This window comes from Glycomyces sambucus, from assembly GCF_900102815.1.
GTDB classification, from domain to species: Bacteria; Actinomycetota; Actinomycetes; order Mycobacteriales; family Micromonosporaceae; genus Glycomyces; species Glycomyces sambucus.
The window spans coordinates 443,142-460,968 of record NZ_FNGF01000005.1 but is presented as its reverse complement, the minus strand read 5'-3'; the positions used below and the strand labels follow the sequence as shown (position 1 = coordinate 460,968).

Sequence of the window (17,827 nt, the reverse complement as noted above, 5' to 3'; positions counted from 1 at the left end):
TCTCGAGGGTGTTGACGAATGAATTCTTCTCAATGGCGCAAATCCAGTCGTTCTGCGGGGAACGGCAACTGCGTCGAGGTAGCGCCGATCGCCGCATCGATCGCGGTTCGAGACTCGAAGCTGCCCACGGAAGGCGACTTCCCGCGACTGCTGCTTGACACCGACACCTGGACGGGCCTGGTCAGCGCTATCAAGTCCGGCGAACTGGCGTTAGCAAACCCATATCGTGTACGAAAGGGCCGCCCGCGGGCGGCCCTTTCTCGTGCCGGCGACCGGACTCCGACACGGCACATCACCAGGTGTCGCTGCCGCTTTCGGCGCGCTTCAGAGGTGCTCGTCGTATGAAGCCGGCACCGGGATCGCCTCCGGTTCTCGAACCGGCACCCCGAACGGCCTGACCACCGCCTGCCCGTCTTCGAACGGGGCGGCGGCATCAGCGCTCGCGTCCTCGGACTCCTCCGGCTCGACGACCGTGCAGTGGCTTGCGCGGTCGTCTTCGGGAAGGACCCCGCCCAGCGGGGGTCCGCACTCGACAGGCCCTCCGCCCGGGGACACGCACGCGACCTGGGCGTGGATCACGATCTGTCCGAGCATGTTCGAGTACCAGACGTTGACACCGTCCGGCCGGATCGCTTCAATGCCCTTCATCGCGCCGTCCGGATACTCGCGCTCGCCGTGCACTTCCCAACCGAGGGAGGGCCAGTACTCCTTGAGCACGGCGAAGTAATCCTCGGTGACCAGTTCGGAGCCGATCGTCGATTCCGGGAGGGTGTAGTTGATCTCGTAGGACTCACGATCCGGGTCGGGGCATTCGAACTTCAGGGTCGTCCGCTCATGGAAGCCGGGGAAGTCCGGAAGTCCCGCGATCGTCTCGGCGACGGCGTCGTCCATGCGAATGAAGGCTTCATCGAGCGTGAATTCGAGTTCGGGCATTTCCGAGGACGAGTCGTCGGGCATTTCAGAGCAACCTCCGACTAGGGCCGCGGCAACGACCGCGAGGGCGGGCAGGGCGTGGTGGGCACGACGCGAATCGGGCCTCATTCGACCTGCCCTCCGTTGCCGGTGAAGATGAGCGCGAGGTTCTCTCTCGCGATGTTGCCTTGATCCCAGTAGTTGCTGTGGATGTCGATGGCGTTCCCGTCCATGTCCTCGCTGGTGAAGGTGTTCCCGCCGAAGCCTTCCCAGTCCACACCCACGTGCTCACCGTCCCAGTTGACTCCGCTGTCGTTCGGGTCGGCGCCGTGCGTTCCGGTCTCGGCCGCGACGTTGATGACGTCGCCCGGAGCCGTGGTCGTGTAGAAGTCGTCGGGATCGATGCCGAGTTCACCGGCGTGATCCACGTTCATCCCCGGACTGGCCACGGCCACGATCTGGTCGGTGGCGAGTCCGTGTTCGCCGGCGCTCTGGCCGATGACCGTGGTGCCGTAGGAATGCCCCACGACCGTGGTCGTCGTTCCGTCCGGGTCGTGGTTCGTCGCTTCGAGACCGCTCATGAACGAGGCGAGCGGTGCAGAGGCGTCTTCGGCGTACGAGATGCTCGGGGAGTCGGTGATCGGGTTGTTCGGGGCGTCGTAGCCGAGCCACAGCACCACGGCCGTCTCACCGCTTCCGGCCGGCTGGGATGCGTCCGTCGCCATGGCGTCGACCCGGTCCAGCAGCGTTCCGCTCGCGCCGTCGAGGTCGGCACCGGTGCCGGGCACATAGACCGCGGTGTTGTCGGCGGTGTCGGGATTGCCGACGGCGACGATCGCCTTCCCGTCCTCGGCGGAGTCGTAGCCGAGCAGGAGGTACTCCTGGCCGCTCGGGGCCCGTCCGGCGATCGCCTCCTGGAGGTTCGCCAGCGAGTCCCGCTGGTCGCGCTGGGTTTCAAGGCCCTCCAGTTCCGCCTGAAGGTCTTCGAGTTCCATGGCGCGCTCGCGGTCGTCGGAGGCGACGATCTCGTCCCAGTCGGCTTCCAGTTCGGCGATCCGGTCTTCGAGAGAGGCGATGTCGCCGTCGAGCGTCGGGGCGAAGCGGTCGAGTTCCGAATCGAGGAGGTCGCGGTTGGCGGCGTCGCGGGTGTCGGTGGGGATGCCGTCCAGGCCCGCGATCAATCCCGGGCTTCCTTCGAGGACGCCGAGACGTTCGGCTTCGCTGAGTCCGCTCCACCAATCGTTGACCGCGTCGGGCGAAGCGCCGGAATCGATCAGCTCGTGAAGCTCCTGCGCTTCATCGCCCGCCCCGTGGATCAGATCGAGCCGTTCGGATTCACTGAAGGTCCCCGCCCATATCCCGATCGCCGCCTTGAGCGCCTCGTCGGCCGCGGTCGCCCGTTCGAGGACGGCGTCGATCTCCCCTCGGACGATGACGACCTGCTGCTGCTGTCGGGTCGACGCGGTATGGGGCGTGGTGACGGAGCCGTCTTCGGCGACCTGCACACCGCGCGACGGCGCTTCCTCGACCAGTGCCTGCAATTCGCGCTGGCAGAGACCGAACTCCTCTGCCGCCTCGGTGATCGCCGCCCAGACCCGCCTCGCCTCCGCTGCACGGTCGTCAAGAGCGACGGTGAGGTCACGGACCCTCGCTCGGCCGGCTTCGGCGGCGTCGCCGTCCCAGTTGTCCGCTCCGAGACTCGCGCCGTCCCCGCGTTTGCACTGCTCGACCGCTCCGGCTTCGGATTCGAGGGTGTCGGCCATCGACTTCCAGGTCTCGGCGACGATCTCGAGCCGGCCGAAGTCGGCTCCGAGCAGACCGCCGTGGGTGATGCCCATCAGACCGCCAGGCTCTCGCCGTCGACCGCGAGCCGGTCCTCCGGCGCGGTAGCGGGCGTGATCGGCGCCGGAGCATCACCGCGCGCCTCCGTGAACTCAGGTGCGTACTGCTCGAACTGGGAGGCCGTGAAGTCGTCGGCCTCGACCATCGTCTCGGCGTGAACGGCGAGGAACATCGCGAAATCCTCGACGTCGCACCGATGCGCGGCGATCAGATCGTCCAGCCACCGACCGGCGGCTCCGACGGCCTCGGCGACTCCGGAGAAACCGCCTGGTTCGAGCCTCCCGCTCTCATCGGCGATCCTCTTCACCGCGTCGTAGAGGTTGCCCGAGGAGGCGAAGAGTGCTTTCGACACCTCGGTGAGACGGTCGGGATCGACGATCATCGTGCCGCTCCTCGGTTCACGGGGAACGGCAGCAGGGATTCGACTGGCATCCGGGGCACAAGGAGCCTTTCATGGTTTGTCGGCTTTGCCCTAGGATTCTAGTCGCTCTCTGCAAGCAGTCGAGTACACCAGTGCCGCACCGCGCTTCGCGCCCCTTGAACGCGGTGGCGGGGCGGCGCTCACTCCGCGACCGCGCCACTGCGTTCGGTCACGATACGACGTTCTCGAAGGCGGTCTTGGTCTCTGCGAAGACTTCGGGGCCGGGGCGGGCCCAGAGGGTGTCGTTGAAGAGTTCTACCTCGATGGGGCCGGTGAAGCCGGTGGCGTTCACTTCGGTGAGGTAGCGCTTGAAGTCGATGCAGCCGTCGCCGAGTTGGCCGCGGCCGGTGAGGACTCCTGCGGGGAGGGGGGTGATCCAGTCGGCGAATTGGAACGAGGCGATGCGGCCTTCGGCTCCGGCGCGTGCGATGCCCTGCCAGACTTGGGGATCCCACCAGATGTGGTAGGTGTCCACTACGACGCCGACGGCTTCGGGGGCGAACGGTGCCGCGAGGTCGAGGGCTTCGGCGAGGGTCGTCACGACGCAGCGGTCGCTGGCGAACATCGGGTGGAGGGGTTCGATCGCGAGGGTGACGCCGTGGTCGAGGGCGTAGGGGGCGAGGGCGGCGAGGGATTCGCGCACCCCCTCGCGGGCGGTGTCGATCGTGCCGCCCTCGGGGATGCCCCCGGAGACGAGGACGAGCGTCGGGGCGCCGACCGCGGCGGCCTCCTCGATCGCTCTCTTGTTGTCCGCGATGGCCTCCGGGGTCGGGTCGGTGAAGAAGCCCCCGCGGCACAGGCTCGTGACCGCGACGCCGGCGTCCTGGACGAGTTTCGCGGTCGCCTCGACGCCCATCTCCTGCAAGGGTTCGCGCCACAGGCCGATGCCGGCGCCGGCCCGCGCGCACGCCTCGACGGCCTCGCGCTGGTCCCAGAACTTGGCGGTGGCATGGTTGAAGGAGAAGCGGTCCGCGGCGCTCATGCGAGGGTCCTCGGGGGCTGGCCCGCGGTCGCGAGCAGGGCGTTGAAGCGGTCGATCGCCAGCTGCTCGTCGGGGAACAGCTTCACCTCCAGGGCGAGGTCGACGATCTGTCCGAAGTGCTCGATGGAGCGGGCCGACTCCAGGCCGCCGACCATCTTGAAGTGGTCCTGGTAGCCCGAGAGCCACGCGAGGAACACCACGCCGGTCTTGTAGTTGAACGTCGGGGCCTCGAAGACCTTGCGCGCCAACGGCACCGTCGGATCGAGGATCGCGTGGAAGCCCGCGACGTCGCCCTCGTCGAGGCGCTTGGCGGCCCGGGACGCGAGCGGCGCGAGGGGGTCGAAGATCCCCAGGAGCGCGTCGGAGTACCCGAACTCGTCGCCCGCGATGAGGCGCGGGTAGTTGAAGTCGTCGCCGGTGTAGCAGCGGACCCCTTCGGGGAGCCTGCGGCGCAGGGCGATCTCGGCGTCGGCGTCGAGGAGGCTCATCTTGATGCCGTCCACTTTGGCCGCGTTCTCGGTGATGATCTCGACGAACACGTCCGCGGCCTCGTCGAGGTCGGCGGCGCCCCAGTAGCCTTCGAGCGCCGGGTCGAACATCGGGCCGAGCCAGTGCAGGATCGCCTTGCCGCTCACCTCGCCGAGGAGCTCGGCGTAGAGGGCCTTGTACTCGTCCGGGCCCTTCGCCGAAGCGGCCAGGGCCCTGGAGCACATGAGGATCGTGCCCGCGCCCGCGTCCTCGACGAAGGCGAGCTGCTCGAGGTACGCCGCGCGGATGTCGTCCATCGCCGCGGGGGCCGCGCCGATCTGGTCGGTGCCGACGCCACACGCGAGCAGGTCGTCCGGCCCGGCGGCCGCCGCCGAGCGGCGGATGAGCTGCTTGGTGGCCTCCCAGTCGAGGCCCATGCCGCGCTGGGCGGTGTCCATGGCGTCGGCGACGCCGAGGCCGAGGTCCCACAGGTGGCGCCGGAACCCGATGGTGGCGTCCCAGTCCACCGCGGCCGGGCGGCCGGGGCCGTTGTCGGCCAAGGGGTCCGCGACGACGTGCGCGGCGGAGTAGATGACGCGGGAGGTGAACTCGCGGGTCACAGGACCAGCTCCTCAAGCTCGATGCGGCGGCCCTCGCGCGCGGACCGGTAGCCGGCCTCGGCGAGCTGGACGCCGCGGGCGGCGGCCAGGAAGTCATGGTGCCACGGCTCGTCGTCCACCACGTGGCGCAGGAACTCCTCCCACTGGAGTTTGAAGCCGTTGTCGAACACCTCGTTGTCGGGCACCTCGTGCCACTGCTGCCGGAACGGGATCGGCTGGTCGATGTCGGGGTTCCACACGGGCTTGGGCGTGTGCGCGCGGTGCTGGGCGCGGGCCTTGCGGAGCCCGGCGATCGCCGAGCCCTCGGTGCCGTCGACGTGGAACTCGACGAGCTCCTCGCGGTCGACGCGGGTGGCCCAGGAGGAGTTCATCTGGACGACGGTGCCGTCCGCCAGCTCGAAGATCGCGTACGCGGCGTCGTCGGCGGTCGCGGCGTACGCGCGCCCCTGCTCGTCGAAGCGCTCGGGGATGTGGGTGGTCACGTTCGCGATCACCGACGCGATCGGCGAGCCGAACGTGCCTTCGAGCAGATAGGACCAGTGCGGGAACATGTCGAGCACCATGCCGCCGCCGTCCTCGGCGCGGTAGTTCCACGAGGGGCGCTGGGCCTCCTGCCAGTCCCCCTCGAAGACCCAGTAGCCGAACTCGCCGCGCACGGACAGGACCCGCCCGAAGAAGCGGGAGTCGACGAGGCGCTTGAGCTTGCGCAGGCCGGGCAGGTAGAGCTTGTCGGCGACGGCGCCGTTCTTGACGCCGGCGTCGCGGGCGGTGCGGGCGAGGGAGAGCGCGTCCTCCAGGCTGGTCGCGATCGGCTTCTCGGTGTACACGTGCTTGCCGGCCTTGATGGCGGCGTTGACGGCGGCGAGGCGGTGCCGGGTGGTCAGGGCGTCGAAGTAGACGCCGATCGACTCGTCGTTCAGGGCCTCGTCGAGGCTGGTCGTGTACTTGTCGAGGCCGTGCTGATCGGCGACCGCGGCGAGCTTGTCGGCGCTGCGGCCGACCAGCGTCAGCTCGGGCCAGATGACGCCGCCGTCGGCGCGCTGCACGCCCCCCTGCTCGCGGATGGCCAGGAGCGAGCGCACGAGGTGCTGGCGGTAGCCCATGCGCCCGGTCACCCCGTTGAGGGCGATGCCGACGGTGATTCTCTCTGCCATAGGGATCTGCTCCAAGTAAAGAGGCAAGCGCTTTCATACAGTCCAGTGAAGCATACAGCAAACTCGGGTCCGTTTGAAAGCGGTCTCTACACAGATTTACACAAGTCGATGCGCATCGTCCAGGGCACGGACCAGGGCACAGACCAGGGCACAGACCAGGGCGCATTCCAGGCCCTCGCACCCCTGGACGACGCGCGACCCCGGTCCAGGAGGACCGGGGTCGCGGAGCACGGTTCCGAGGAGCGCCTAGAGGTACTGCTCGCTGATGTCGGTGACCTCTTCGGCCGGGGCCCAGATCTGGTACACCCCGTTGTCGTACGGCTCCAGGCCCAGCGCGCGGGCCGTGTCCGAGCGCCCGCCCCGGTACTCCAGGCGGTACCAGTCGCCGGAGGCCCCCAGCAGCAGGAACGGCTCCCCGCGCCAGGTGCACACCGTGCGCACGTAGAAGAAGTCCTCCAGCTCGCCGATCGGCACGCCGCGGCGGTAGCGCCCCTCGGCGACCTGGACGAACCCGTCACCGCCGGTGGGCGAGTAGAGCCGCACGTGCGCCCCGTCGGGGCTGGAGTCGTACTCGGCGCCCTTCCAGCGGGCGATGTAGCCGTCGCGCATCAGGCGTCCTTCCAGTCGCTGGTGCGGTGGTCGAGGACGGTCGCGGCGCGGTCCTCGGGTGCGGGCCGCACCAGGTCGTAGTGGCCGTCCGCGTCGCCCCACGCCTCGCCGAGCGCGCTGTCGTACCCGCCCGGGGCGGCGCCGTAGCCGAAGGACTCGCCCATCGGGCCCGCCGGCGGCGGGCCGGGGGCCGGCGCGGGCGGCAGGGCCGCGGCGCCGGGCGCCTCGATGGCGGCCGGGCCGCCGAAGGCGCCGTCGACCGGGGTCCACTCGCGGGTGTCGGAGTCGTACAGGGCCAGCTCGGCGACCTCGCCGCGCGAGTCGATCCGGAGGATCTTGGCGCCGTGCGGGAGCCGCACCGAGTCGACCTTGTGCTCGGGGATGCGGTCCTCGGGGGACTCCGAGGGCGCGAAGCCGTCGCCGCGGAACGGGCCGGGCTCGACCACGGTGCCGCCGCGGGACTCCGCGGTCGGGTAGTCGTTGCCGCCGATCGCGGTCGGGTACAGGTCGGTGCGGTAGCCGATCCAGCGCAGCACGTGCACCGAGTCGTCGGTGGGGCTGAAGTCCTCGCTGGAGCGGATGAGCCCGAGCGCGAGGTACAGCTGCGCGGGCGTGCGCAGGTGGTCCACGGCCTCGGCCGGGTGCACGAAGCCGCCGACCCGGTCGTAGCCGCGTTCGAGGTAGAACGGCACCTGGTGGTGCGGGATGGTCTTCTGCCACAGGACCGGCTGCACGCGGTGCGCGGGCGAGGCCGCGCGCGCGGCGGCGGCGTGGCGCTTCTCCATCTCGCGGGCGAACACGAGCAGGTCCTTGGCCTCGGCCCACTTGAGCAGCGGCTCGATCTCGGGGCCGGACATGTTCGCGCCGACCTCGGTGCCGGGGTTGACGTACAGCGCGTAGTCCTGGCCCGGCCAGTGCTGGATGAGCCAGCCGAACGGGACGGTGGTGTGCGGGGTGTCCTCGCCGGAGCGCTCGGCCATGCGGGCCTCGGTGGTGTACACCGTGATCCCGATGTTGCCGTCCACGATGTCGCTGGCCCACCGGAACGCCGGGTCGCCCACGCGGATGTGGGCGGCGGCCGGGTCGCCGACGGGCAGGACCACGCTGGCGCACAGCAGGGTCTGGAGGAACCCGGCGGTGTCGCCGGTGGAGGCGGCCTCGGCCAGGAGCGGCTCGGCGGTCTCGCCGGTGAGCTCCACCGGCTGCGGCGCGGCCTTGGCCTGCGGCTCGGGTTCGGGGGCCGGCCGGCGTCCGAACGCGCTCGACATCGACGCGAAGGACTCGGCGGTGCGCGGCTCCTCCTCCTGCGCGGGAGGCGTGCCGAAGGCGTCGCCGGAGGAGTACGTCTCCGGGTACGCCGCGGCCGAGGGCGCGCGGGTCGGCAGCGCGGAGCGGTCCGACTGCTCCTGGTCGCGCAGCCAGTCCGGGGCGTCGGGCCACTGGTCCTGCGGCGAGGGCCAGTTCGGCTCGGCCGGGAAGGACTCGCGCGACTGGGACGCGTACCCCTGCGGCTGCGACGGGGCGTACCCCGGGGGCTGGGACGGCTCGTAGCCCTGGGGCTGCGAGGCGAAGCCCTGGGGCTGGGAGAAACCCTGCGGCTGGGACGGGGCCGAGTAGCCCTGCGGCTGCGAGAACCCGCGGGGCTGGGAGAACCCCTGGGGCTGGGAGAAGCCGCGCGGCTGCGATCCGGGGGCCGGCGGTTGGGACGCGAAGCCCTGCGGCTGCGAGAGGCCCGGGCCCTGCGGCGAGAACGACTGGTCCGGCGGCTGCGACTGGAACTGGTCGCTGAAGCCCTGCGGCTCGGCGTCCTCGCGCGGCGGCTGGCGCAGCGGCAGGCCCGCGCCGGTGGTCCCGGCGACCGTCGACTGCCCGGAGGACCCGTTCAGGTCCGAGGAGCGGCGCGGCGCGGGCGGGACGTCGGGGATCGGCGGCGGCGGGGGCATGAAGCTCTCGCGCTTGGGCGCCGCGGCCGGCGCGAGCGGGTTCGCGAAGGGGTCCTGCCCTTCGGCGAACGGGTCGCTGCGGGTCGCGGCCGCGAAGCGGTCCTGCGGGTACGCCTCGGGTTCGGGGGCCGGGTCGGCCGGGACGGTCGTCATGCCCTGGGCGACCTGGGAGACGAACCACGCGGGCAGGTATCCCTCGATCGGGAGGCCCGGGTTGACCGCGAGCCACCACTCCTCGTCCGGCCACGCCTCGGCGAGCGACTGGAAGGTCACCCTCCGCGACGATCCGGCGTTGTCGCGCAAGCACACCTGGAGCGCGGACTCCGACGTGAAAGCGAGGATATGGGTGCGATCGTCCGTGGTCCACGTGGCCCACGTGTCCGCACCCGTCCCGTTGACCCCCTCATAGGACAGTGGGAGCACGAGTTCGATCTGCGCCAGGATGCGGAAGTATCCGTCCTGGTCCTCGGCTCGCAGCGCTTCTCTGAGGCGGTGCTCGATCTCGTTACTGGGTTCCCACATCGATCCCACTCAGCCCTTCCCCCCTACCGGTCTTGGATGGGGCGGTGTCGAGCGAACGCGGCGTCCCCTCGCGATGGTCACCGTAACGCGAGGGCGTTGTCAAGCTTCGTTCAGTAGGCTGACAATAACGAAATCATAAAGGAGATCGCGTGTCATTCCCACGCTGTGGGCCTGTCGCTGTGTAACGATCCCGCTCTGATGGGGAACCGCGCTGCTCGATACGTGATGGCCTGCGTCTGTTCGACGCTGTTGGCGCTCTTGCTGTCCGCACCCTCCGGGGCCGCCTCGCCGGTCCCGTGGCAGGTCGCGGCGGCGGGGGCGCCGCCCGCCTGGCCGACGGCCGACGGCGCGGGGGTCGTCGTGGCGGTGGTCGACTCCGGCGTCGACGCCGACCACCCCGACCTCGCCGGCGCCGTGCTCCCCGGCCGCAGCTACGTCGACGCCGACCCGGGCGCCGAACCCCGGCTCCTGGCCCTCGGTTCGGACGAGGACCCGGTCTACGAGCGGGCCTTCGGACAGGCCGACCCGGTCGGCCACGGCACGGCCGTCGCGAGCCTCATCGCCGCCCGCCCGGTCGGCGGCCGCCCCGGGATGGCCCCCGCGGCCGAGATCCTGCCGGTGCGGGTCCTGGACGACGAGAACCGGTACCACGACTCGTCGATGGTCGGCGCGGCCGTGCGCTGGGCCGTCGACAACGGCGCCGACGTCGTCAACCTCTCCCTCGGCGGGCACTACGACTCCGCGCCGTTCGCCGAGGCCGTCGCCTACGCCGAGCGCCACGACGTGGTCGTGGTGGCCTGCACCGGGAACCTGAAGCCCGACGACGCCGGGGCGGACGGTGCGGGCGGGGAGGAAGAGGTGTGGTTCCCCGCCCGGATCGACACCGTCCTCGCCGTCACCGGCACCGACCGCGAGGGCGAGCGGTGGCGCACCGCCGTCGCCGGCGAGGGGACCGACCTCGCCGCGCCCGGCGCGGAGCTGACCGCGGCCGACGCCGCCGGGGGCCACAGGACCGTCACGGGCACGTCCTTCGCCGCCGCGATCGTCTCCGGCGCCGCGGCCCTGGTCCGCTCGGCCCACCCGGACTGGACCGCCGCGCAGGTGCGCCGGGCCCTGACCTCGACCGCGCACCCCGCGGGCGCCGGGCTCGGGGCCGGGATCGTCGACGCGGCCGCGGCCGTCGCCGCCGACCCCCCGCCCGCCGAGGTGTCCGCGTCCGTCCCCGCGGTCTGGAGCGCGGCGGCCACCGCCGCGGGCGGCGGGCTGCTCGGGCTGGGCGCCTTGCTCCTGCGAGGCCGCAGGCGGTTCGGCGTCCGCGCGCGTACCATGACGGGGTGACCGCCGCCGACGCCAAACGGACGAAATGATGGCCCGTACGCCGCGCCGAGACGGCGCCGAGACCGACCTCGCGAAGAAGCGGCGGGCCCGCAGGATCGACCGGCTCCTCGCCGCGGCCCACCCCGACGCGCACTGCGAACTCGACTACGCGGACCCGCTCCAGCTCGCCGTCGCCACGATCCTCTCGGCCCAGTGCACCGACGTGCGCGTCAACCTCACCACCCCCGCGCTGTTCGCGAAGTACCGCGACGCGGCCGACTACGCCGAGGCGAACCCCGAGGACGTCGAGGAGATCATCCGCCCGACCGGCTTCTACCGCAACAAGACCCGCTCGATCATCGGCCTCGGCAAGGCCCTCGTCGCCGACCACGGCGGCACGCTCCCCGAAGGCATGGACGAGCTGGTGAAGCTCCCCGGCATCGGCCGCAAGACCGCGAACGTCATCCGCGGCAACGCCTTCGGCGTCCCCGGCATCACCGTCGACACCCACATGATCCGGATCACCAACCGGCTCAAGCTGACCGACGGCAAGGACCCGGTGAAGCTGGAGTTCGCGCTCCAGAAGCTCATCGAGCCCCGCGAGTGGACCATGTTCTCCCACCGCATCATCTTCCACGGCCGCCGCGTCTGCATCGCCCGCAAACCCGCGTGCGGCGCGTGCACGCTCGCCTCCCTGTGCCCCTCCTACGGCGAGGGCCCCACCGACCCGGCCGAGGCCGCGAAGCTCCTCAGGGGCGACAACGTCGACGAGCTCATCCGCCTGGCGGCCGAGGCCGGCGCGGGACGGCGCGGCGAGCCCGCGGTGGGCCCGTGAGGCGGGCCCTGGCGGCCCTGCCGCTCCTGCTCCTCGCGGCCTGCACCGCCGCCCCCGACGACACCCCGGGCACCGACGGGCCCACGTGGTCCGTCGCGTGCACCTCCGGGACCGTCCCCGTCGCCGGCGTCGGCGACCTCGAACTCGACTGCCTCGGCGACGGCACCGCGACCGCCGTCGGCACCGCCGGGAAGCCCCTCGTGGTCGTCCTGTGGGCGAGCTGGTGCGTGCCGTGCCAGGACGAGGCCCCCGAGATCGAGGCGTTCTACCGGGCCCACGGCGACCAGGTCGACGTCCTCGGCGTCGACACCGCCGACACCGACGACAGGGGCCGCTGGTTCGCCGAGGACTTCGGCATGACCTACCCGTCCGTGGCCGACCCCGACGAGGAGGTCCGCATCGCGCTCGGCGTCCCGGCCCTCCCCGGCATCGCGCTCGTCGCCCCCGACGGCACCGTCGCGCGGCTCATCGTCGAACCCGGCGTCACCGCCGCGGGCCTCACCGAGGCCGCCGCCGACGCCTTCGGCCTGGAGCTGGCGTGAACCCGTCCTGGTGGGAGCCGCTGCTCAAGGCCGCGGCCGAGGCCCAGGGCCCGACCGCCGAGCGCGTCATCGAGGGCCACCTGCGCCCCCACGCCCGCGAGGACGCCCGCACCGCCGCGGTCCTGGTCCTGCTGTGCGAGAGCGGCTCCGGGCCCTCGGTCCTGCTCCAGCAGCGCGCCGCGACCCTGCGCCACCACCCCGGCGAGGTCGCGTTCCCCGGCGGCGCGGCCGACCCCGGCGACGCCGACGCGGCCGCCACCGCCCTCCGCGAGGCCGCCGAGGAGCTCGCCGTCGACCCGGCCTCGGTCAGCGTCGGCGCGACCCTCCCGCCGCTGTGGATCCCCGTCTCCGGCTTCGCCGTCACGCCCGTGCTCGCCCTGTGGCGCCGCCCCCACACCGTCGCCCCGCAGGCCGCCTCCGAAGTCGCCGCCGCGCACCAGGTCCCGCTCCCGCTCCTCGCCGATCCCGCCTCCCGCGGCACGGTCGGCTACCCGTCCGGGCGCAGCGGCCCCGGTTTCGAAGTCGCTGGCGTGCCGCTGATTTGGGGCTTCACCGCCGGGGTACTGTCGTGGCTACTGGACCTGGGCGGCTGGTCCCGCCCCTGGGACCGCGGACGCGCCATGGAACTCGAACGGCGCTAGCGGCTCTCGACCGATTGCGGGGTGGCGGATGAGCGCGAACGGTGCGGGACTCCTCGTCGACGTGATCATCGTGCTGCTGGCGCTCCTGTTCGCCGTCAACGGCTACCGGCAGGGCTTCATCCTCTCGGCCGCGACCTTCTTCGGCTTCCTCGGCGGCGCCCTCCTGGGCATCCAGCTCGCCCCCTGGGCCGCCGACTTCTACCGCGAGCCGGTCGCCAAGCTCGTGGTCGCCCTCGTCATCGTCTTCGCGCTCGCCCTCGGCGGCCAGGCCCTCATGACCGCGATCGGCTACCGGCTCCGCAAGAAGCTCAGGACCAACGGCTCCCGGCGCCTCGACCACTTCCTCGGCCCGATCATCTCCGTCGCCGCGGTCCTGCTCGTGACGTGGATGGCCGCCGCGCCCCTCGCGAGCCTGCCGCTCCCGGCGATCTCGGCCGCGATCCGCAACTCCAGCATCGTCGGCGGCATCGACGAGAACATGCCCGAGGCCGTCCGCGGGGTCTACGACCGCCTCCGCGAGGAGCTGAACACCTCCGGGATGCCGAACATCTTCTACGGCATCGACCCCACCCAGGTCCGCGACGTCGACCCGCCCGACCCCGAGCTGGCCGCCTCCTCAGTCGTCCGGGACGCCGAGGACTCGGTCCTCAAGGTGCACGGCTCGGCCGGCTCCTGCGACCGCCAGATCGAGGGCTCCAGCTTCGTCTACGACGACGAGCTCGTGGTCACCAACGCCCACGTGGTCGCCGGCACCGACGACGTCCGCGTCGAGTCCGAAGGCGACCTCCTCGAAGCCGAGGTCATCGTCTTCGAGCCCGACAAGGACCTCGCGATCCTCCACGTCCCCGGCCTCGGCGCCGACCCGCTGCCGATCGAGTCGGCCACCGCCGCCTCCGGCGACGACGCGATCGTCCTCGGCTACCCCGGCGGCGGCCCGTACACGGCCACGGCCGCGCGGGTCCGCGAGGCGCGCATCGTCACCGGCCCCGACATCTACGACGACGGCACCGTCACCCGCGAGGTCTACCAGCTCTACGCGCAGATCATCGGCGGCAACTCCGGCGGCCCGCTCCTCAACCCCGAAGGGGAGGTGATCGGCGTGATCTTCGCGGCCGCCGTCGACGACCCCGAGACCGGGTACGCGCTCACGATGGACGAGTCCGCGGCCGTCCTCGACGCGGGCCGCACCGCGAGCGGGGCCGTCGGGACCGGTTCGTGCACGTGATGTGCGATCTTGGGGAATCTCGTCCTTGCCTGATGTTGGGCCTGAGGTCACAATGCGGGTAGGCTGTATCGGTCGCCGTCGACGCATTCCGTTCACCGGAAGGAAACCACCCCTTGGCGAAGCTTGCGAGCCATAAGTTTGCGCAGCTGAGACGGCGAGGCGAGTCTCACGCGGTGACGCTCGGAACGGACGGAAGGCATTCATTCGGATACGAATGTCGATTCCGGCGGCACGGTGCGCATGTGGATTTACGGGGGTCTCGCTCCCGCAATGCGGACAAGAGGCATAGACTCAGTACTTGCACTAGCGGTGCGTTGAAGAAAGGTGCGAACGGACATGGAAGACGTATTGGCGAGAGCCGCCCTCTTCAAGGGGGTCGACCCTGAAGCTGTCGAGTCGCTCATCAAAGAGATGGAGTACGTCGACATCAACAAGGGCCAGACCGTCTTCACCGAGAACGAGCCGGGCGACAGTCTGTACATCGTCATGTCCGGGAAGGTGAAGCTCGGGCGCCGCTCCGCCGACGGCCGCCAGAACCTGATCGCGGTCATGGGCCCGTCCGACATGGTCGGCGAGCTCGCGCTCTTCGACCCCGGACCCCGCACCGCCACCGCCACCGCTCTCACCGACACTCGCATGGCCCGCCTGTCCAAGACCGCGCTGCGGCCGTGGCTCGCGAACCGCCCCGAGATCGCCGAGCAGCTGCTCAGGGTGATAGCACGCCGGCTGCGTCGCACCAACGACTCCATGGCGGACCTCATCTTCACCGACGTGCCCGGCCGCGTGGCCAAGGCCCTGCTGCACATGGCGAGCCGCTTCGGCACCCGCGACGGCGGCGTCCTGCGCGTCACCCACGACCTCACCCAGGAGGAGCTGGCCCAGCTCGTCGGCGCCTCCCGCGAGACCGTGAACAAGGCCCTCGCCGACTTCGCCGGGCGCGGCTGGCTGCGCCTGGACGGCAAGAGCGTCATCATCATGGACCCGGAGCGCCTCGCCCGCCGCGCGCGCGTGTAACGCTTCCGGACGAACTTCGGGGCCCTCGGCATCGCCGGGGGCCTTCGTCGTTCGCCAGGTAGTGCCCCTCATCACCTCCGGTAGCGCCCTTGGGCGAATGGACGCCCGCAGGTCCCGCCGTTTAGACTTCCGGTAACCATCCCGGAGTCTGACTGAAGGAGCGTTGTGGCAGGGCAACTGAACGTCGAGGTCGTGGCAGTCGACTCGAAGGTGTGGTCCGGAGCGGCCAAGGCCGTCTACGCCCGCACCACGGAAGGCGAACTGGGCGTCCTGCCCGGCCACCAGCCGCTCCTGGGCGAGCTGCGCATCGACAGCACGGTCCGCGTCCAGCCGGCCGAGGGCGGCGAACTCGCCTGGAAGATCGAAGGCGGCTTCCTGTCGGTCACCACCGAGGGCGTGACCATCCTCGCCGAGACCGCCGAAGCGGTCGCCCCCGCTTCGGCATAGCCATGCTGAAGGCACTGCTGATCGTCGCCGCACTGGCGGCGGCCGTCGCGGTGTTCCTGGTGCTGACCTACGTCCGGCGCTCGTTCTTCTCCCGCTCGGGCTCGGTCGCCATGGCCGCCCGCCTCTCCAAGCACATGGCAGGCCGCGGCTGGGCCCCCGGATTCGCGGTCTACGAGCGGGGCACGCTCCGCTGGTACCGCATGTTCTCCCTGGCGTTCGGGCCGCGCTACGCGCTCTCGCGCCACGACCTCCAGATCGCCGACCGCCGCGTGCCGGTCGGCCCGGAGGCGCAGATCTTCCCCCCGGAGGTGGCGATCCTCCGCTGCATGAACGCCGCCGGCGAGGTCGAGCTCGCGATGACGACCTCGGCCGTCACCGGGTTCCTAAGCTGGCTCGAGGCCGCCCCGCCCGGGGCCGCGTTCTACAGCAAGAGCGACTGACGCGGCGCCCGCCCCGGTCCCCCGGGGCGGGCGCCTCCGTCTACGCCACCGGTTCGACCGACTGCGTGAACCGCGCTTCGCCGTCGATGTCCTTGAGCGCCACCGTGAGCACCTCGGTCTCGGCGTCGATGCGCACCTCGCCGAAGAACTGGTAGCCCGTGGCCGGCGAGGTGTTCGCGGCCGGCGGGGCCTCGACGAAGACCGCCTCCGGGCCGAACGTCGCGTCGAGCTGGTTGGGCCCGAACGCCCCCGCGTTCAAGGGCCCCGACACGAACTCCCAGAACGGGTCGAAGTCCTGGAACACCGCCCGGTCGGGGCTGTAGTGGTGCGCGGCCGTGTAGTGCACGTCCGCGGTCAGCCACACCATGTTCCGCACCTCCTCGCGCTTGCAGTACGACAGGAGGTCGGCGATCTCGGTCTCGCGGCCCATCGGCGCGCCGCCGGTCCCCTCGGCGATGCCCTCCCACGCGCCCGCGCCGTCGCCGACGAGGAGCCCGATCGGCAGGTCCGCCGCGATGGCCTTCCAGGTCGCCTTGGAGCGGCGCAGCTCGCGCTTGAGCCACGCGAGCTGCTGCGCGCCGAGGACCTGCCCGGTGGCGCCGTCGGCGTCCGGGTTGGCGCTCTTGTAGGTCCGCATGTCGAGCACGAACAGGTCGAGCAGCGGCCCGTACCCGACCTTGCGGTAGATCCGGCCCGCGGCGTCGAACCCGCCGGGCGTGTACTCGGCGAACGCCTGCCGGGCCCGCGCGGCCAGCACGTCGACGTCCTTCTCGGTGTACTGCGGCAGGTCCAGGATCTCGCCGGGGTACCAGTTGTTGGTGACCTCGTGGTCGTCCCACTGGTTCACCATCGGCACCCGCGCCAGGTACGCGCGCAGGTTGTCGTCGAGCAGGTTGTACTTGAACTGGCCCCGGTACTCCGCCAGGGTCTCGGCGACCTTCGCCTTCTCCTCCACGACGGTGTTGCGCCAGGTGGTCCCGTCCGGGAGTGCGACGGTCTCGACCAGCGGCCCGTCGGCGTACACGAAGTCGCCCGAGCACAGGAAGAAGTCCGGTTCGGCGTCGGCCATGGCCTGGAAGATCCGGTACCCGCCGAACTCGGGGTTGATTCCCCAGCCCTGCCCGGCGAGGTCGCCCGACCACTGGAACACCACGTCGCGGCACTCGTCCGCGGCGGTCGTGAACGAGCCCTCCAGGGCCTCGGACCTGCGCTCGCCCTCGGCGCGGACCCGGTAGTGGTAGGTCTTCCCGGGGGTGAGCCCGCTGAGCCGCAGCTTCCCGGTGTAGTCGCTCGCGGACGTGAGCGAGGGGCCCTTGATCTCGCGGGCGTGCTTGAAGTCCGGGCGGGTCGCGAGCTCCACGCGCATCCGCGAGCCGCGGTCGGCGCGGGTCCACAGGACCGCGCCGCGCTCGGTGACGTCGCCGGACTGGACGCCGTGGGTGAGCTGCGGGCGCGAGGCCGCGAACGAGATGCCGGGGGTGCCGAGGAGGACGGCGCCTCCGGCTCCGGCGGCGAGCAGTTTCCTTCGGTCGATGGGCACGGTGGCCTCCAATGCGAGCGGGGTGTCGGCGGTCGCCCCTCACGCTCGCAGACGCCGGTGGCACCGGAGTGGCCCGAACGTGAACAGAAGGCCCCGCGCTCCGGACGGCCGAGGCCGGGGTGTTCCGGAGCGCGGGGCGGGAGGCCCTTCCGTCAAGCGCCGAGGCGCGGGAAGGGCTTGGTGGAGAAGACGACTTCCAAAGGCACCTCGAAGTACTCGGCGAGCTTCAGCGCCAGGTACAGGCTGGGGCTGTACTCGCCGCGTTCGAGGTAGCCCACGGTCTGGTAGTGCACGCCGAGGGCCTCCGCGAGCTGGCGGCGCGAGACGCCCCGCTCCGCGCGCAGCATCGCGAT

The 17,827-nt window shown here is 71.3% G+C and carries 19 protein-coding genes; 9 read left to right on the top strand and 10 right to left on the bottom strand.

Translation table 11 applies throughout. The features are described from left to right. Positions 1-18: 18 nt before the first annotated feature. Positions 19-345, top strand: a complete 327-nt coding sequence (locus tag BLS99_RS27675; RefSeq protein WP_091052506.1) for a DUF397 domain-containing protein — start codon at positions 19-21, stop codon at positions 343-345. On the opposite strand, the gene BLS99_RS17385 is transcribed toward BLS99_RS27675, so the two are convergent. From BLS99_RS17385 to BLS99_RS17350, 8 genes are all read right to left on the bottom strand, one after another. After that, positions 325-957 carry a hypothetical protein gene (locus tag BLS99_RS17385; RefSeq protein WP_091052504.1) on the bottom strand — a complete coding sequence of 211 codons (633 nt, stop codon included), beginning with the start codon at positions 955-957 and terminating at the stop codon, positions 325-327. The genes BLS99_RS27675 and BLS99_RS17385 overlap by 21 nt on opposite strands. A gap of 80 nt (positions 958-1,037) precedes the next feature. Then, positions 1,038-2,750 carry an alpha/beta hydrolase gene (locus tag BLS99_RS17380; RefSeq protein WP_091052502.1) on the bottom strand — a complete coding sequence of 571 codons (1,713 nt, stop codon included), beginning with the start codon at positions 2,748-2,750 and terminating at the stop codon, positions 1,038-1,040. Then, positions 2,750-3,136 carry a hypothetical protein gene (locus tag BLS99_RS17375; RefSeq protein ID WP_091052500.1) on the bottom strand — a complete coding sequence of 129 codons (387 nt, stop codon included), beginning with the start codon at positions 3,134-3,136 and terminating at the stop codon, positions 2,750-2,752. Before BLS99_RS17375 ends, BLS99_RS17380 begins: the two co-directional genes overlap by 1 nt. A 208-nt stretch (positions 3,137-3,344) precedes the next feature. Then, positions 3,345-4,157, bottom strand: coding sequence for a sugar phosphate isomerase/epimerase family protein (locus tag BLS99_RS17370; RefSeq protein WP_091052497.1), 813 nt, complete (start codon positions 4,155-4,157; stop codon positions 3,345-3,347). After that, positions 4,154-5,245 carry a dihydrodipicolinate synthase family protein gene (locus BLS99_RS17365; RefSeq protein ID WP_091052494.1) on the bottom strand — a complete coding sequence of 364 codons (1,092 nt, stop codon included), beginning with the start codon at positions 5,243-5,245 and terminating at the stop codon, positions 4,154-4,156. Before BLS99_RS17365 ends, BLS99_RS17370 begins: the two co-directional genes overlap by 4 nt. Next, the gene (locus BLS99_RS17360) at positions 5,242-6,399 is read right to left on the bottom strand and encodes a Gfo/Idh/MocA family protein (protein ID WP_091052491.1); all 1,158 of its coding nucleotides are present in this window, start codon (positions 6,397-6,399) and stop codon (positions 5,242-5,244) included. The genes BLS99_RS17365 and BLS99_RS17360 overlap by 4 nt, the downstream gene beginning before the upstream one ends. A 246-nt stretch (positions 6,400-6,645) precedes the next feature. Continuing rightward, positions 6,646-7,011, bottom strand: coding sequence for a hypothetical protein (locus BLS99_RS17355; protein ID WP_091052758.1), 366 nt, complete (start codon positions 7,009-7,011; stop codon positions 6,646-6,648). Then, on the bottom strand, positions 7,008-9,473 hold the full coding sequence (locus BLS99_RS17350; RefSeq protein WP_091052488.1) for an SseB family protein: 2,466 nt from the start codon (positions 9,471-9,473) through the stop codon (positions 7,008-7,010). Before BLS99_RS17350 ends, BLS99_RS17355 begins: the two co-directional genes overlap by 4 nt. A gap of 258 nt (positions 9,474-9,731) precedes the next feature. Here BLS99_RS17350 and BLS99_RS17345 point away from each other — a divergent pair, with 258 nt between their 5' ends. The 8 genes from BLS99_RS17345 to BLS99_RS17310 all read left to right on the top strand — a co-directional run bounded on the left by BLS99_RS17345 (position 9,732) and on the right by BLS99_RS17310 (position 15,934). Next, positions 9,732-10,811 carry a S8 family serine peptidase gene (locus BLS99_RS17345; RefSeq protein ID WP_218126574.1) on the top strand — a complete coding sequence of 360 codons (1,080 nt, stop codon included), beginning with the start codon at positions 9,732-9,734 and terminating at the stop codon, positions 10,809-10,811. A gap of 25 nt (positions 10,812-10,836) precedes the next feature. After that, entirely contained in the window at positions 10,837-11,625 is a 789-nt protein-coding gene (nth, locus tag BLS99_RS17340) for an endonuclease III (RefSeq protein WP_091052483.1), read from the top strand. Beyond that, positions 11,622-12,167: a TlpA family protein disulfide reductase gene (locus tag BLS99_RS17335; RefSeq protein WP_176953405.1), complete on the top strand. Its 546-nt coding sequence runs from the start codon at positions 11,622-11,624 to the stop codon at positions 12,165-12,167. The genes nth and BLS99_RS17335 overlap by 4 nt, the downstream gene beginning before the upstream one ends. After that, the gene (locus BLS99_RS17330; protein ID WP_218126564.1) at positions 12,164-12,808 is read left to right on the top strand and encodes an NUDIX hydrolase; all 645 of its coding nucleotides are present in this window, start codon (positions 12,164-12,166) and stop codon (positions 12,806-12,808) included. The genes BLS99_RS17335 and BLS99_RS17330 overlap by 4 nt, the downstream gene beginning before the upstream one ends. A gap of 28 nt (positions 12,809-12,836) precedes the next feature. Beyond that, positions 12,837-14,033 carry a MarP family serine protease gene (locus tag BLS99_RS17325; RefSeq protein ID WP_091052478.1) on the top strand — a complete coding sequence of 399 codons (1,197 nt, stop codon included), beginning with the start codon at positions 12,837-12,839 and terminating at the stop codon, positions 14,031-14,033. Positions 14,034-14,369: 336 nt separating this feature from the next. Continuing rightward, positions 14,370-15,047 carry a Crp/Fnr family transcriptional regulator gene (locus tag BLS99_RS17320; RefSeq protein ID WP_091052475.1) on the top strand — a complete coding sequence of 226 codons (678 nt, stop codon included), beginning with the start codon at positions 14,370-14,372 and terminating at the stop codon, positions 15,045-15,047. 165 nt (positions 15,048-15,212) lie between these two features. After that, positions 15,213-15,494, top strand: coding sequence for a F0F1 ATP synthase subunit epsilon (locus BLS99_RS17315; protein ID WP_091052472.1), 282 nt, complete (start codon positions 15,213-15,215; stop codon positions 15,492-15,494). Positions 15,495-15,496: 2 nt separating this feature from the next. Continuing rightward, the gene (locus BLS99_RS17310; RefSeq protein WP_091052470.1) at positions 15,497-15,934 is read left to right on the top strand and encodes a DUF2550 domain-containing protein; all 438 of its coding nucleotides are present in this window, start codon (positions 15,497-15,499) and stop codon (positions 15,932-15,934) included. Between the two features lie 40 nt (positions 15,935-15,974). Here BLS99_RS17310 and BLS99_RS17305 read toward each other — a convergent pair whose 3' ends face one another. Both BLS99_RS17305 and BLS99_RS17300 read right to left on the bottom strand, forming a co-directional pair. Continuing rightward, positions 15,975-17,474 carry an alkaline phosphatase D family protein gene (locus tag BLS99_RS17305; protein WP_245712287.1) on the bottom strand — a complete coding sequence of 500 codons (1,500 nt, stop codon included), beginning with the start codon at positions 17,472-17,474 and terminating at the stop codon, positions 15,975-15,977. Between the two features lie 152 nt (positions 17,475-17,626). Then, a complete protein-coding gene (locus BLS99_RS17300) occupies positions 17,627-17,821 on the bottom strand; it encodes a helix-turn-helix domain-containing protein (RefSeq protein WP_091052754.1) in 195 nt (64 codons plus the stop codon). Positions 17,822-17,827 lie beyond the last annotated feature (6 nt).